Source organism: Actinomadura geliboluensis, from assembly GCF_043197915.1.
GTDB classification, from domain to species: Bacteria; Actinomycetota; Actinomycetes; order Streptosporangiales; family Streptosporangiaceae; genus Spirillospora; species Spirillospora geliboluensis.
Genome location: NZ_JBICUA010000010.1, coordinates 310,049 through 324,822, shown reverse-complemented (window position 1 = coordinate 324,822; position 14,774 = coordinate 310,049). Strand labels below are relative to the sequence as shown.

Genomic DNA, 14,774 nt, shown 5'->3' with positions numbered 1-14,774 from the left:
TGCGTCAGGCGTCGGCTGCGCAGCGGAAGCCGGTGTTGCCGGTGCTGGAGTCGGGGGTGTTGGCGGTGCGGGCGGCGACGCGGTACCGGTTGCAGTAGGAGTCGTGGCACAGGTACGAGCCGCCGCGCATCGCGCGCGCGTCACCGGACGGGGTGAACGGGTCGGCGCACCATTCCCACACGTTGCCGACGGTGTTGTAGAGCCCGTAGGCGTTCGGCTCGAACGAGTCGACGGCGACGGGTCCGGGACGCCCGTCGTGCTGGTCGGGGAAGGCGCCCCGCCAGATGTTGCACCGGATCTCGCCGTCCGGGTCGAGTTCGTCGCCCCAGGGGTAGGTGGCCTGGTCGAGGCCGCCGCGCGCGGCGTACTCCCATTCGGCCTCGGTCGGCAGGCGCTTCCCGGCCCAGGCCGCGTACGCGGACGCGTCGTTCCAGGAGACGTGGACGACCGGATGCGCCGGGCGGCCGCCGATGTCGCTGTCGGGCCCCTCGGGACGGTTCCACGTGGCGCCTTCGATGGCCCGCCACCATGGCGTCCCGGCCGGTGACGGGGCCGCGTCCGCCGCCTCGGGGCTCAGCAGGCCCTTGAAGACGTAGGACCAGCCGAAGTGCTCGGCCTCCGTCCGGTAGCCGGTGGCGTCGACGAACCGGGCGAACTCGGCGTTGGTGACGGTGTGCGGGTCGATCCGGAACGGGCCGACGTGCACGTCCCGGACGGGCCCCTCCCCGTCGTAGGGGTTGGCTTTGGCGTCCTCGTTGCCCATCCGGAAGGTGCCGCCCGGGAGGGCGATCATCTGCGTGGGCGCCGGGGCGGACGGGCGCGGGACGGCGAGCTGCGGCAGCGCCGCCGCCTCCCGCGCGGCGCCGGGTGAGGCGGCGCGGGAGGCGGCGCAGCAGGCCGGGAGGTCGTTGGGGGTCATGGCTCCAGGTCTGGCGTGGGGGGGGGGGGGGGGGGGGGGGGGGGGGGCGGGGCCCCCGCCCCCCCCCCCCCCCCCCCACTGGTCTAGGAGACGGTCAGGGTCAGGAGACGGTCAGGGTCAGCGGCGCTTCCACGGGCGCCTGGCCGGACGGCGGCCGGATCGTGAGGGTCGCGGTGTAGGTCCCGGGCGCGTCGAACGTCCGGTCGGAGACGGCGGTGAAGGCGGCGTTGCCGCGCATGTCCGGGATGCTGGCGGCGCGGGACGTGGTGAGCGTGACGTCCTCCTCGACGCCGTCGCTCCAGCGGACGGTGCCGGTGAGCGTTCCGGCGGCGGGCGCGGTGACCGTCCAGGCCGCACCGGCCGGCGTGCCCGCCGGGACGGTCCGGTCGGCGCCGAGCGCGGCCGCCGGCCACGGCACGTCGGAGGTCGGGAAGAAGTTGACGCCCTGGAGCGTCAGCCGCCCGCCGACCGCGGCCAGCCGCCCGGTGAAGTCGGTGTAGGTCCGCTTGGCCTGCGGCGTCCAGCCGACCTCGGCGGTGGCGACGAGGCGCGGGTAGCTGTAGTACTGCGCCTGCGGGAGCCGCCGGATGAACTCGCCCCACAGCGCCGACTCGACGCCGAGCACGCTCTCCTCGGAGATGCCGGGGATGTAGGTGCCGGGGTCCCAGCCGTAGTGCCGGTCGAGGCCGCACGGCCCGCCGCACGCCCAGGTGCCGCCCTGCGGCTGCCGGGAGTCCTGCTTCTGCGGGACGTAGGTGTTGCCCGCCGGGGACAGGATGACCTTGGCGCCCCTGGACGTGACCGCGTTGGCGACGGCGTTCCGGTTGCCGTTCCAGAACTGGACGACGGCGTTGCCCTGCGGCAGCGACGTCCCGGCGGTCTCGTTCCAGCCGACGACCGTCTTGCCGAGCGCGTCCACCTGGCCGGTGAAGGCGTCGACCATCGTCGTGTAGTCGGCGTGGCTGGTGCTGTGCGACTCGTCCCCGCCGATGTGCAGGTACGGGCCGGGCGTCAGCTCCGCGATCTGGGTGAGGACCTGCTTCGTGAACTCGTACGTCGCCGGGTTCGCGGCGTCGAAGGACGAGTAGCCGACGTTCGGGGTGCCGTTCGCCGGGACGGTCGTCTCGCCGGGCTTCAGCGCGGGCTTGGACCCGGCGCTGTTGAGCTGCGGGATCGCGTGCAGCGCGGCGTTGGTGTGGCCGGGCATGTCGATCTCGGGCACGACGGTCATGCCGCTCGCCCCCGCGTACCGGACGATCTCGCGGTAGTCGGCCTTCGTGTAGAAGCCGGTCACGCCGAGTTCGGTGCCCATCTGCTGGCCGCCGTCGTTGTACGTCATGGCGGTGCGGCCGGACACGGAGGTCAGCTTCGGATAGTCGATGCCGGACGGGTTCTCCGCCGGGGCGTCGAGCGCGATCCGCCAGCCCTGGTCGTCGCTCAGGTGCAGATGCAGCCGGTTGATCTTGAACTGGGCGGCGGCGTCGATGTACTTCTTGACCTCGTCCACCGGGTAGAAGCTGCGGGCGACGTCGAGCATCATGCCGCGGTGCGCGAACCGCGGGTAGTCGGTGATCTCGACCTGCGGCACCGTCCAGTCCGCGCGGACCTTCGCGGGCGACTCGACCCACTGCGGGAAGAGCTGCCGCAGGGTCTGGACGCCGTTGAGCGCGCCGTTCGCGGTGGACGCCTCGATGGTGACCTTCGCCGGGTTCGCCTTGAGGGCGTAGCCCTCCGGCCGCCCGGACGGCCCGAGCCCGGAGCCGACCCTGACGACGATCTGCCCGCGCCCCTTCCGCGCGGTCACGACCGGCAGCTCGTAGCCGGTGGACGGCCGCAGCACCTTCGCCAGGTAGGTGGCGGGCGCCTGCGCGCCGTCCCCGATCGCGGCGATGGACGCGGCCGGGTCGAGCCGGTAGCCGGGCCCGTCGGCCTCGGCGACGGAGACGGGTTTCGGCACGAGCCCGAGCGACCGCGGGGCGGGACGGTCCCAGATCTGGAACTCCGAGATCGAGTAGCCGTACGACGCCCAGCGCTGGAAGCCCTGCATGCGGACGAACTTCGCGGTCGCCCCGACGTCGATCGTGTCGGTGCGGGGGCAGGTGTCGCGTTGCGACCGGGTCACGGTCGTCCAGGCGACGCCGTCGGCGGACGTCTGGAGCGCGAAGTCGCGGGCGCAGGCGTTCGGCCAGACGAGGGTGACGTGGTCGATCTTCGCGGCGGCGGCCAGCTCGACCTGCACCCAGTTGTCGTCGGCGTACTTCGACGACCACCGGGTGCCGGTGTCGCCGTCGTTGACTTGGGACGCCGCGAACGAGTCCCGGTCGAGCTCGACGCTGGACGCGGTCGCCGTCCCGGCCAGTGCCAGGTTGACGGGGTCGGCGTCCGGCGTCTCGGCCGAGGCGGCGAGCGGGGAAAGGACGGTGAGGGTGAGGGCGGCCGCCGCGGCGGTCGCCAAGGTGCGCTTACGTCGAATGGGGGGACGGGGCATGGGGGTGGTGCCTCCTCATCGGCGGTCCGGCCTGCGCGCGCCGGCCGGGGACCGGGTCACTTCCCGGCGGCGGCGTTCGTGTAGAGGTCGGCGGTGTAGTAGGTCGCGGGGTCGGGGGAGGACGGCAGCTTGCCCATCGCGACGAAGATGTCCGACAGGCCCTTGAACCAGCCGTTCACCGTCCCGTCGCCCGAGTACTTGACCAGCTCGGCGGAGGTGAACGTCTTGGTGACGGCGGACGAGCCCTTGAACTGCGCGGGCGGCACCTTGAGGAACTTCGCGGCGGTCTCCTCCGCCTCGGTGGTGTGCCCGTTCACCCAGTCGTTGGCGTCCTGGAGCACCTTCACGACCTTGCGGGCGGTGGCGGAGTCGTCCTTCACGATCTCGTTGCGGGCGACGAACGAGCTGGGGAACGACATGGCCGGGAAGAAGTCGGCGTTCTTCGACAGCTCGACCAGGTCCGGGGTGCGCTTCTTGATCGTGTCGATCAGCGGGTACCAGATCGCGGCGGCGTCCACCTTGCCGGACGAGAACGCCGTCACCACGGTGCTCGGGTCCATCGGCACGCGCTCGACGTCCTTCGGCGCCATGCCCGCCTTCTTCAGCGCGAGCTGGAGCAGCATGTCGCCGGACGTCCCCTCCGGCACCGCGACCTTCTTGCCGCGCAGCCCCGCGATGTCCTTGATGCCCGACTTCGGGGTGGCGAAGATGCGGTCGGCCTGGCCGAGCATGTTCACCGCGACGATCTTGGCCTTGCCGGACGCGGGGAGCCACGTCGCGCCGGGGCCGATGTAGCCGAAGTCGAGGTCGCCCGCGCCGAGCGCCTGGATCTGCAGCGGGCCGTTGGTGAACACCTTCAGCTCCGGCTTCAGCCCGGCCTTCTTCCACAGGTCGAGCCTGTCGGCGGCGGCGAGCGTCGCCGCGCCGGCGAAGTCGGCGGTGTAGCCGAACTTGACGGTCGTCCCGCCGTCGCCGCCGTCGTCCCCGCCGCACGCGGCGGCGAGCGGCACCAGCAGCAGCGACACGGCCAGCAGTCGCAGTGATCTCATCGAGTGGTCCCTTCGGGGGTCGGGGCGGGGGGCTGGGGCTGGTGGTAGACGGCCTTCCAGACCTCGCGGCGGAGCTCGTCGAACTCCGGCGACAGGCGGATCTCCTCGGTGCGGGGGTAGGGCAGGTCGACGTCGATGACCCGGTGCACGCGGCCGGGGCGGGCGGCCATCACGACCACCCGTCCGGCCAGGTAGACGGCCTCGTCCACGTCGTGGGTGATGAACATGACGGTGCGCCGCTCGCGGGTCCAGGTGTCGAGCAGGCCGTCCTGGAGCTGGACGCGGGTGAGCGCGTCGAGCGCGCCGAACGGCTCGTCCATCAGCAGCACCGACGGGTTCACCGCGTAGGCGCGGGCGATCGCGCAGCGCTGCTTCATCCCGCCCGACAGCGTCTTCGGGAGCGCGTCGGCGAAGTCGGCGAGCCCGACGAGGTCGAGGTAGTGCTCGGCGGTGGCGCGGCGCTCCTTCTTCGCCACCCCGGCGATCTTCAGCCCGAACTCGACGTTCTTGCGGGTGCTCATCCAGGGGAACAGCGCGTACTGCTGGAAGATCACGCCGCGCTCGGGGCCGGGGCCCTTGACCCGCTTGCCGTCCACCTCGACGGTGCCGGCGCCGGGTTCGAGCAGGCCCGCGGCGAGGTTGAGCAGCGTGCTCTTCCCGCAGCCGGACGGCCCGACGACCGTCACGAACTCGCCGTCGGCGATGTCGAGCGAGACGTGGTCGAGCGCGGTGAACGTCTCGAACCGGTGGGTGACGTCCCGGAATGCGATCTTGGTCATCGGCGCTCCTGCCATCCGGTGAGCCGCCGCTCGGCGAGGAGCAGCAGCCGGTCCATCACGAGCCCGACGAGCCCGATCACGATCAGCGAGACGAAGATGGTGGGCAGCTCGTAGTAGAGCTGCGCCTGCTGCATCCGGTAGCCGAGCCCGCCCTGCGCGGCGATCAGCTCGGCCGCCACGACCGTCGCCCAGGACGCGCCGAGCCCGATCCGCATGCCGACGAGGATGAACGGGGTCGAGGCCGGCACCACGACGTCGGTGAACAGCGTCCGGTCGCGGGCGCCGAGCACCCGCGCGGCGTTGATCAGCGTCTTGTCCACCGAGATGACGCCCTGGTAGGTCGACACGACCGACGACAGGAACGACGCCAGGAAGATCACGAAGATCTTCGGGGTCTCGTCGATGCCCATCAGCACGACCGCCAGCGGGATGATCGCCAGCGGCGGGATCATCCGGAAGAACTGCAGCCACGGCTCGAACAGGCCGCGCAGCACCGGGTACCAGCCCATCGCGAACCCGACCGGGATCGCGAGCAGGACGCCCAGCACGAACCCGATCAGCACCCGGCGGAGGCTCGCGACCAGATCGCTGAACAGCGTGCCCTGCTCGATCAGCTCCCCGGCGCGCTGGACGACCGACACCGGGCCGGGGAACCCGTCGATGCCGCTCTTGGACAGCCCGACCCACACGCCGATGCCGAGGACGGCGGACGCGGCGGTCAGCCCGGCGGTGCGCGCCCGCGCCTTGCGGGCCTTCGCCTTCGCGGTCTCCGGCGCCCGCACGGCGGCGGGCGCCTTCGCCTCGGTCTTCTCGACGCCTGTCTTCTCGACGCCTGTCTTCTCCACGGCGGCCATCACGCGACCTCGTCGGCGACGCCGTCGACGTCGGGCGCGCGGCCCGTGCCGATGTCGGCCATGTAGCTCATCCAGGTGTAGGCGGGGTCGCCCCGGCGCACCAGCTCCCGGTACAGCCGGACGGTCATGTCCCGGCGCGCGTCCGCGTAGGCGGGCGCCGTGTAGACGTTCCGCAGCTCGTGCGGGTCCTTCTCCAGGTCGTACAGCTCGTGGACGCTCTCGGGGTTGAACACGAACTTGTACCGGCGGTCCCGGATCATGCGCTGCGAGTACGGGAAGTGGTGGCCGTGGAACTCGGCGACCACCTCGGGGCGCGGGTCGTCCTCGCCGTTGATGAGCGGCAGGACGCTGCGGCCGTCGCACGGCTCGCCGGTGGGCAGCCCGGCGAGGTCGAGGATCGTCGCGTGCAGGTCGATGAGCGTGGCGAACTCGTCGACCGTCCGGACCGGCGCGCCCGGCACCCGGATGATCCCGGGGATCCGGTAGATGTCCTCGTACATCGCCGGGCCCTTGTCGTTCAGCCGGTGCGAGCCGGTGAACTCGCCGTGGTCGGCGGTGAACACGATCGCGGTGTCGTCCCAGAGGCCGTGCTCGCGGAGCCGGTCGAGGATCCGCCCGGCCTGCTCGTCGATCATCGTGACGTAGCCCCAGTAGACGGCGATGAGCTTGCGCCAGGCGTCGGCGTCGAAGTGGTCGGCCGACCAGTACTCGGCGTAGCGGCGCTGGACGTCGGGCTTGCCGTCGAAGGTCTCGGCCATCGACGCGGGCAGCGGGACGTCCGCCGGGTCGTAGAGGTCGTAGTAGGCGTCGGGCAGCAGGTAGGGCAGGTGCGGGCCGTACCAGCTGCACGTCAGGACGAACGGCCTGTCCTCGGCGGCGTACCGGTCGATCAGCTCGATCGTCCGGTCCGCGAGGAACGCCTCGATGGTCGCCTCGGCCGGCTGCTCCAGCCGCCCGGCGATCAGGTGGCCGCGCCCGGAGTCGTTGGGCGCCTTGCCGAAGACCGCGTCGCGGACCTTGAACGGCGGGTGCCCGTTCTCCTTGAGCCACGCCTGGTAGGACGGGTGGTGGAACGGGTTCAGCGCGCCCGGCAGGTGCTCGCCGTCCAGGCCGTAGTACTCGGGCCCGCGCTCGCGCCCGATGTGCCACTTGCCGACGTGGCCGACGCTGTAGCCGGCGTCGAGCAGCGGCCGGACGAAGTTGGGGAAGTCGTCGTCCACCTCGTCCTTGGCGCCGCCGTTGCGCTCGGGGTTGACGAGCAGGCCGTGCCGGAACGGGTGCGTGCCGGTGAACAGGGAGGCGCGGGCCGGGGTGCAGATCGCGGTCGGCGTGTAGAACCGGTCGAACCTGGTGCCCTCGGCCGCCACGCCGTCCAGCGCCGGGGTGCTGACCACGGGGTTGCCGTAGCAGCCCAGCGTGTCGACCCGGTGCTGGTCGGTCATGAGGATCAGGACGTTGCGAGAGGACACGACGCTCCGTTCATTAATTCCCAAGGGTTTACAGAAATGGGCGCTATTTATCGGTGACGGTCTCTGGCCGCTGGTCCTAGGCGTCCGCGGTGGTCGGGTCGGGGGATCGTGGGTCCCGGTCGCGCAGCACGAGGGCGATCGCGCCCATCGCCGACGCGGCGGGTCCGAGGTCGGCCGGGACGATGTCGAGGGTGCGCCGCGTGCCGGGCAGGGCGTACTCGCCGATCGCCGCCCTGATCGGGTCGAGGACGAGGCCGCCGAGCTGGGCGAGGTCGCCGCCCACGACGACGCGTTCGGGATCGAGCTGGGCGACCGTGCCGGCGAGGACGCGGCCGAGCGTCCGGGCCGCCTCCACGACGACCCCGGTCACCGCGGGCGTCCGCGCCTGCGCCGCCTCCAGCAGGTCGTCGGTGCCGGTCAGCCGCACGCCCCGCCCGGCCGCCGCGCGCAGCAGCGCCGGCACGCCGATCAGCTCCTCCAGGCAGCCGCGCCCGCCGCAGTGGCAGCGCGGCCCGGCCGGGTCGACCGTCACGTGCCCGAGCTCGCCGGACGCGCCGTGCGCGCCGCGCAGCAGCCGCCCGCCGGAGATGAAGCCGCCGCCGACGCCGACCGACCACCGCACGTACACGACGTCCTCGGTCGAGCGCGCGGCGCCCCAGGTCTGCTCGGCCAGCGCCGCCAGCCGGGCGTTGTTGTCGGCCTCGACGCGGGTGTCGAACGCCGCCGCCAGCCGCTCCGCCGCCCGCCAGCGCCGGTTGGAGGCGTCCATCACGCCGACCAGCCCGACGCCGACCGCCTCCAGGGCGCGCAGCCCGATGTGCCGGTCCTCGCACACCTTGTGGATGAGCGCGACGGCCAGGTCGGCCTGCTCGCTCTCGCCGGCGTCGGAGGCCGAGTCGTCCACGGCGGTCGCGATGACCTGCCGGGCGACGTTGGCGATCGCGACCCGGATGCGGCGGCGGCCGAGGTCGACGCCGATCAGCAGGCCCGCGTCCGGGTTGAGCGACACCCGAGTCGCGGGGCGCCCGCGCCCGCGCGGCCGGCCGTCGTCCTCGGCCCCGGACTCGATCACCGCGCCGCGCGCCATCAGCTCGGAGATGATCGCGAACAGGGTGGTGCGGGACAGGCCGGTGCGCGCGGTGAGCTGCGTGCGGCTCATCGGCCCCTCGCTGCGCAGCGCCGCGAGCACGACCTCCTCATGGGCCTGCCGGAGCCGCTGCAGCGCGTCCGCCCGTCGTTCCATGTCCGGCAGCATGGACGACGCCGGAGATTAATGTCAATGCTCCGGAAAAATATTTCTGGTGGTCAGCCCGGCGCGGAGGCCGCCCCGAGCAGGGCGGGACGGGCGGCGCGGGACAGCCACGCGTGCGCCGGGTCGGGCAGCAGGCGGCGCGTCCCGAAGTCGATCAGACCGCTGACGTGCTCGACCTCGGCGGCCACTTCGCCGTCCATGCGCCGGAAGACGTGCGCGACGCGGTACGTCTTCCCGGTGCCCCATTTCCACTCGCACGAGACATCGACCTCATCGCCCGCGCGCAGTTCCCTGCGGTAGCGGACGACGGTTTCGAGATTGACGGGCCCGAAGCCGTCTTCGAGCATGGCGTCGACCGAGACGCCGGCGGCCCGCGCGCATTCGAAGCGGGAATGGTCCGCGTACTGGATGTAGACGGCGCCGTTGAGGTGCAGTTGCGGATCGACCTCGTAAACGCGCACCCGGACGCGGACGCTGAACGGCTCAGTGGTCATCGTTCGCCTCCTGCCCGTCCAGCCATTCCAGGGAGCGGACGGTGAGGTAGCGCCGCCCGTCGTCGCGGACCTCCAGCCACTCGCCCCGCACCCAGCCCCCGGCCGCCTGCGGCGAGAAGCCGTGCTTGCGGAACAGCCGGCTGGCCTCGTCCCGGGTGAGGCCCCGGCGCCCCCACTCCGCCATGACGGCGAGGTAGCGCTCCTCCTCGGGACGTTCCGCGACGCCGGACAGGGCGTCCGCCAGTGCGGCGAGACCTCGGCTGACCTGCCGGAGCGCCGCCGCCACCTGATCGAGTGCCGGTGAAGTCATGGCGCAAGCATGGCAATCGCTAGCAATCGCCAAGCGATGAAGGTGGCCCTGCCGCGCCGGGACGCCCGCGATCGGGCCGGTCCCGGCGCGGACGCGGGTCATATCGCCCGGATGAAGGTGCCGCCCTGCTGGAACGCGGCGGACAGGACCTGGCCGACCTCGTCGAGCTTCCTGCGCACCTTGGCGACGCCGATGGCGCCGCCGGACATGCCGGTCGTCGCGGGGCCGAGGTCGACGACCACGGTGCCGTCCTGCTGCTGGACGAGCATCACGCGGTACTTGTAGTGCGTGGCGAACGCGCCGAGGAGCAGCGCCTTCGTGCGGCTGCCCTTCTCGATGATCGCCTGCGCCGGGTCCTCCCAGGTGAAGCGGAAGCCCTCGGCCTGCAGGGCCTGCTCCACGACGGCGCGGACCTGGTCCGGCGTGCCGTTCACCTGGAGTTTGACGGAAGTGGACATGGTTCTCCTTGCATCAGGGGGAGGGCGAGACCCGGCCTGCCGATCACCGGCGACGAGATCGTCCGGCAATGGTGAGCGATTCGGTGATTTCGTCCTTCGAACGTCGTGATGCTCCCAGATTCGCAGGGAACGCGCCCAGCACAATTCGAGAAGAACACCGGGAACCTGTCCGCACACGGCCACGGTGAAGCGGTCAGGAAGTGGCCGCTATCGCTGCCAGAGTGGAAAACGTCCGGTAGGCGGAGAGGGGATGCGGCAGTGACGGTTCTGGACGATCGGGCGCTCAACCGGGCCGCGCTCGCCCGGCAGCTGCTGCTCGACCGCGCGGACGTGCCGGTGCTCGACGCCGTCGCCCGGCTCGGCGGGCTGCAGGCGCAGGAGCCGCAGGAACCGTTCGTCGGGCTCTGGTCGCGGTTGCGCGGGTTCGACCCGGCGGAGCTCTCCGGCCTGCTGACCGGCCGCCGCGCGGTGCGCCTGCCGCTCATGCGCCGCACCATCCACCTCGTCGCCGCGGACGACGCCCTGGCCTGGCGTGCGCGCCACGACGCGATGCTGCGCCAGCGTGTCCTCGGCGTCTACCGCCAGGAGCTCGACGGGGTGGACCTGGAGGAGCTTGCGGCGGCAGGCCGGGCGGTGATGGACGATGGGCGGCCCCGCACCATGGCCGAGCTGGTCGAGGCGGTCGCCGACCGCTGGCCCGCGCCGGGTCGGCGCGCGCTGGGCGAGATGCTGGTCTCGGCCCTCCTGCCGATGGTGCAGACGCCGCCGCGCGGGCTGTGGCGCGCCAAGGGCGGTGTCCGCAACGCGCTGCTCTCGTCCTGGCTCGGACGTGAGATCGACCCGCTGCCGTCGGACGACTCCGACCCGGTCGGGCAGGCGCTTGTGCGGCGGTACCTCGCCGCGTTCGGCCCGGCGACGTCGTCCGACCTGCGGGCCTGGTGCGGTCTCGCCGGGCTGCCCGCCGCCGTCGCCGCGCTGCGGGACGAGCTGGTCGTCTTCCGCGACGAGCGTGGTCGCAAGCTGCTCGACCTCCCCGACGCCCCGCGCCCCGATCCGGACACCCCCGCTCCGGTGCTCTTCCTGCCGGCGTTCGACAACGCGATCCTCGGTTACCAGGACCGGCGCCGCATCATCGACGACGCCCACCGGGGCCTCTCGGTCGCCGGCGAGCGCGTCGTCCTGGTGGACGGCCGTGTCGCCGCGACCTGGACCGTGAGGGCGGACACCGTCACCGTCTCTCCGCTGCGTCCCCTCGCCAAGAGCGACCAGATCGCCGTCGACGAGGAGGCGGACCGCCTCGCGTCCTTCCTCGCGCGCGAGTCCGCCGGAGAGCGGCCCGTATCCCCTCCGCCGCGCGGCCGTCAAGGGTGCTGACGGATTATGTGATTTCGCCACGCGCTTTTACGACCTTCTGTTCGGCTGTGCGTGCGCCGGGTGTCTGCATTTCGCGATAATTCCGGCGGCCGGCAAAGTAATCACCGCTTTGCGAGTGCGTGTCGGAGGATCTGGTTTCGCGGTCGCCGCCCGGTGGGTACCGGTGATACTGGCTCTGGAAAATGCGGCGGGCCGACCGCCGGGACCATTCAGTGAACGCACCGTCCGGAGAGGAGATTCTTTGCTGTGCCCCGACGTCAACAATATCTGCGATGATCTCGCCGAAGCGTATTCGGCAATTGTGCGGGTGGACGCCTTCGCCCATGCCGGCCGGCACGTGTCCATCGGTTATCTGAGCCCGGACCCGGGGTGGGCCCAGCCGGTTCGCGACGAGCTCGGCCTGCTGGGCGGTGCCGGGGGAAAGTGGCAGCTCGACAGGCCGGACATCTGGTCCGGGATCCTGGCGCCGTTCCGGCACTACCGCGCGCTCTTCGCCGGCGCGGCCGAGGCCGCCCCGGGGCTGGGCGGCGACACCGAGAACTGGCTGCGCCTGCTGGACGGACTGCACAGCGCCCTTGCCGGATACCGGACGGCGACCACGATCGCCGAGTACCGGTTCGACGATCACATGAAGACCCTGGCCAACGTGCAGTCCATTCTCCACGGAAGGCTGGAGCCGGTCTGGGAGGAACTGCAGAGGACAGAAGCGGGAATGCTGGCGCTGGCGGCCGAGATCACGCGGCTGCAGGACCGGATCGACCAGTTGCAGGCGAACATCGACTCGATCGCCCTGTGGCAGAACTGGGATTTCACCAAGAGCGCTATGTCGATCAGTTACACGCTCGCATCGGCCGGCGGTGGAATTCCGTTTCTCTCGATCGGCGGAATGCTCTACACCGTCGGCAAGACCGCCTACGACGTGGTCAAGAACGACGCGGAGATCGATGCGGCGATCGCCGCCATCGTGCGCCGGCGCGGCGAGATGGCGCAGGAGGTGCAGGCGGCCGCGATGACCAAGGCCGTCCTGCGGCTCATCTACCACTTCGACGCGGCGGTGGCCCGGATCCGCGCCGGCCTGCCGAAGCTCGACCGGATGTGGGCCGCCGAGGCCGGCAAGGTCGCCCAGGTCGCGACGGCGCTGCGGGCGGGGGCCCGGCCCGGCGAGCTGACCGAGCTGGCCGCCCTGCGTCCCGCGCTGGCCACCTGGGCCCAGCTCGCGGAGTTCACCGACCGGATCGACCGGACCGAGAAGACCGGGAAACCGGTGACGATCAGCACCGAAGCACACACCTTGGAGACGGCATGACCGTGACGACGACGATGGAGCAGCAGGCGGCCGCGATGGACGGTTCCGCCCACCAGAAGGCGAAGCGCACCAACGACAAGACCGCCTCCAGCGTGGCCGCCCTGAGCGCCATCACCGCCAGTTGCCACGCGGTGGTGAACACCCAGCTGACGGTTCCGACGAAGAAACCCACCTGGTTCGATGACCTCAACTCCGAGCTCAACGACGCGAAGGTGTGCGCCAACGTCTGGATCAACGACATCGCCACGAAGCTGACCGGCTCCATTCCGGGGCACGTCATCACCTACGCCACGACCTACCAGGCGCTCAGCAACGAGATGGTGAGCATCCTGTCGCGCTATCCCGATGCCCGCGGCAGCACGGACCCGCACGTCAGGGAGGTCTTCGACCTCCTCAACGGGCTGCGCGGCCAGGTACGGGAGATCATCTCGGAAGTGGACGAGTCGGCGCGGCGCATGAAGGAGTGGGGCGCCGGCCTGCAGGCCGCCCATGACCGGCTGATGTCCGGGACCACGAGCATCCAGCGGGCCGAGGCGGCCCTGCGCACCGACATCGACAACATGAACACCGCGATCCAGGGGTTGAAGGACCAGATCGCGGCGGAGAACAAGCAGATCTGCTACGCCGCCGGAACCATCGGCGTGGGGCTGTTCGTGGGGGTGGTGGGCCTCGCGCTGGCGCCCGTCACGGGCGGCTGGTCCCTCGTCGTGGCGGCGGGCGGCCTGCTGGCGGTCGCGGGCGGGGCCGCCTGGTGGGCGGTCATGCAGTCCAAGATCAACACGCAGTTCGGCAAGATCGCCGCGGACACCCAGCAGAAGGACGACGACCAGCGGCAGATCATCGCGCTGGACGGACTGTCACTGGCGACCCACAGCGCCGGCACGTCGATGGAGGTCGCGGAGCAGACCCTCTCCGACGTCCGCGCGATGTGGGCCACCTTCGACGACGAGCTCACCGGGACGCTCGACAAGCTCGACAAGGCGGACGAGAACCTGGCGGCGATCGTGAACAAGGCGTGGATCCTAGGTGCTCAGGAGGAATGGGCCGAGGCCCTGCAGTTCGCTCGCACGCTCAGCGGGTACCAGCCGCCCCTCGAGCACCAGGTCCTGCACCCCTCGGCGGTCTGAACGGCGGTCGGACGGCCGGCGGCGCGCGCCGCCGGCCGGTCCGTCATCCCCGGGCGTCGAGGTCGAGGAGGCGGGCCCAGACTTTCTGGGCGGTGTCCTGGTAGGTCTTGGTCAGCGCGACCAGCCGCCGGTGGGGGGCCGGGTCGCACAGTTCCTCGGGGAGCAGTGGGTCGTGCAAGATCGTCGCGATCGCGCGGCTGCCGAGCAGCAGGGACTCGCGGGCGAACTCCTCGGGGCTGAGGGTGGTCAGGCGGTCGCGGCTGCGGGTCAGCTCGTCGGCGGTGCGGGTGAGGGCGCCGGTGAGGGCCTCGGTGTCCCAGAGGCCGCGCAGCTCCCGGTCGGTGTCGGGGGCGAGTTCGCCGACCGCGAAGACGACGGCGCCGGGGGCCATGCCGGTGCCGGCGAGCGTCTCGCGCAACCCCGCCACGCCGCCGCGGAGGTTGTCCGGGCGGACGTGCAGCGCGCCGCGCCAGGCGTGGAAGCCGAGGAGCTGCAGGGCGCGGTCGTGGTGGCGCAGGGCGGCGCGGTCGCTGCGCGCGGTGGCGGAGTTCTCGACCGCGGCCCAGCGTCCCGTCCACGGGACGCGGGTGCCGTCGCGGGCCGTCCAGTGCTCGACGTGGGGGTAGGTGCGCAGCCGCTCGGGGCGCGGGAGGTAGACGCCGCGGCCGGTGCGCTCCAGCACGCCCTCCTCGTTCAGCCGCTTCGCCGCCATCCGGACGCTCGGCGCGCTCAGCCCGACGATCTCCCCGGCCCGGCACAGCGCCGCGATCGAGAACCGGGTGCGCGGGCTGGCCGTCACCAGGTCCAGGACGAGCTTGCGGGCGGTCGGCTCGAGCATTTGCAACACCTTCTAGACTGTTCTTGCCAAAATGCGTTATAAGTGGGGCGGTCGTTT

General features: G+C 71.7%; 14 protein-coding genes. 3 read left to right on the top strand and 11 right to left on the bottom strand.

The features are described 5' to 3' along the window. Positions 1-4: 4 nt before the first annotated feature. From ACGFI1_RS30555 to ACGFI1_RS30510, 10 genes are all read right to left on the bottom strand, one after another. Positions 5-919 carry a formylglycine-generating enzyme family protein gene (locus tag ACGFI1_RS30555; RefSeq protein ID WP_449202375.1) on the bottom strand — a complete coding sequence of 305 codons (915 nt, stop codon included), beginning with the start codon at positions 917-919 and terminating at the stop codon, positions 5-7. A 100-nt stretch (positions 920-1,019) separates the two neighbouring features. After that, complete coding sequence (locus ACGFI1_RS30550) at positions 1,020-3,407, bottom strand: family 20 glycosylhydrolase (RefSeq protein WP_392790299.1); 2,388 nt, start codon at positions 3,405-3,407, stop codon at positions 1,020-1,022. A gap of 56 nt (positions 3,408-3,463) precedes the next feature. Further along, positions 3,464-4,456: an aliphatic sulfonate ABC transporter substrate-binding protein gene (locus tag ACGFI1_RS30545; RefSeq protein WP_392790297.1), complete on the bottom strand. Its 993-nt coding sequence runs from the start codon at positions 4,454-4,456 to the stop codon at positions 3,464-3,466. Continuing rightward, entirely contained in the window at positions 4,453-5,235 is a 783-nt protein-coding gene (locus ACGFI1_RS30540; RefSeq protein ID WP_392790294.1) for an ABC transporter ATP-binding protein, read from the bottom strand. The genes ACGFI1_RS30545 and ACGFI1_RS30540 overlap by 4 nt, the downstream gene beginning before the upstream one ends. Then, positions 5,232-6,089, bottom strand: a complete 858-nt coding sequence (locus tag ACGFI1_RS30535; RefSeq protein ID WP_392790291.1) for an ABC transporter permease — start codon at positions 6,087-6,089, stop codon at positions 5,232-5,234. Before ACGFI1_RS30535 ends, ACGFI1_RS30540 begins: the two co-directional genes overlap by 4 nt. Further along, on the bottom strand, positions 6,089-7,558 hold the full coding sequence (locus ACGFI1_RS30530) for a sulfatase-like hydrolase/transferase (protein WP_392790288.1): 1,470 nt from the start codon (positions 7,556-7,558) through the stop codon (positions 6,089-6,091). The genes ACGFI1_RS30535 and ACGFI1_RS30530 overlap by 1 nt, the downstream gene beginning before the upstream one ends. 76 nt (positions 7,559-7,634) lie before the next feature. After that, positions 7,635-8,801, bottom strand: a complete 1,167-nt coding sequence (locus ACGFI1_RS30525) for an ROK family transcriptional regulator (RefSeq protein ID WP_392790285.1) — start codon at positions 8,799-8,801, stop codon at positions 7,635-7,637. A 62-nt stretch (positions 8,802-8,863) separates the two neighbouring features. Beyond that, the gene (locus ACGFI1_RS30520) at positions 8,864-9,304 is read right to left on the bottom strand and encodes an acyl-CoA thioesterase (protein ID WP_392790282.1); all 441 of its coding nucleotides are present in this window, start codon (positions 9,302-9,304) and stop codon (positions 8,864-8,866) included. Continuing rightward, the gene (locus tag ACGFI1_RS30515; protein ID WP_392790280.1) at positions 9,294-9,614 is read right to left on the bottom strand and encodes a hypothetical protein; all 321 of its coding nucleotides are present in this window, start codon (positions 9,612-9,614) and stop codon (positions 9,294-9,296) included. Before ACGFI1_RS30515 ends, ACGFI1_RS30520 begins: the two co-directional genes overlap by 11 nt. Positions 9,615-9,712: 98 nt before the next feature. Continuing rightward, the gene (locus ACGFI1_RS30510) at positions 9,713-10,072 is read right to left on the bottom strand and encodes a hypothetical protein (RefSeq protein WP_387074580.1); all 360 of its coding nucleotides are present in this window, start codon (positions 10,070-10,072) and stop codon (positions 9,713-9,715) included. Between the two features lie 258 nt (positions 10,073-10,330). Here ACGFI1_RS30510 and ACGFI1_RS30505 point away from each other — a divergent pair, with 258 nt between their 5' ends. The 3 genes from ACGFI1_RS30505 to makA all read left to right on the top strand — a co-directional run bounded on the left by ACGFI1_RS30505 (position 10,331) and on the right by makA (position 13,879). Continuing rightward, positions 10,331-11,446 carry a winged helix DNA-binding domain-containing protein gene (locus ACGFI1_RS30505; RefSeq protein ID WP_392790276.1) on the top strand — a complete coding sequence of 372 codons (1,116 nt, stop codon included), beginning with the start codon at positions 10,331-10,333 and terminating at the stop codon, positions 11,444-11,446. A gap of 241 nt (positions 11,447-11,687) precedes the next feature. Then, entirely contained in the window at positions 11,688-12,752 is a 1,065-nt protein-coding gene (makB, locus tag ACGFI1_RS30500) for an alpha-pore-forming cytotoxin subunit MakB (protein WP_392790274.1), read from the top strand. Beyond that, positions 12,749-13,879, top strand: coding sequence for an alpha-pore-forming cytotoxin MakA (makA, locus tag ACGFI1_RS30495; protein ID WP_392790271.1), 1,131 nt, complete (start codon positions 12,749-12,751; stop codon positions 13,877-13,879). The genes makB and makA overlap by 4 nt, the downstream gene beginning before the upstream one ends. A gap of 43 nt (positions 13,880-13,922) precedes the next feature. Here the strand turns inward: makA and ACGFI1_RS30490 are convergent, their stop codons facing one another. Continuing rightward, positions 13,923-14,717 (bottom strand): hypothetical protein, encoded by a 795-nt coding sequence (locus ACGFI1_RS30490; protein WP_392790268.1) that lies wholly within the window; start codon positions 14,715-14,717, stop codon positions 13,923-13,925. Between the last annotated feature and the right edge of the window lie 57 nt (positions 14,718-14,774).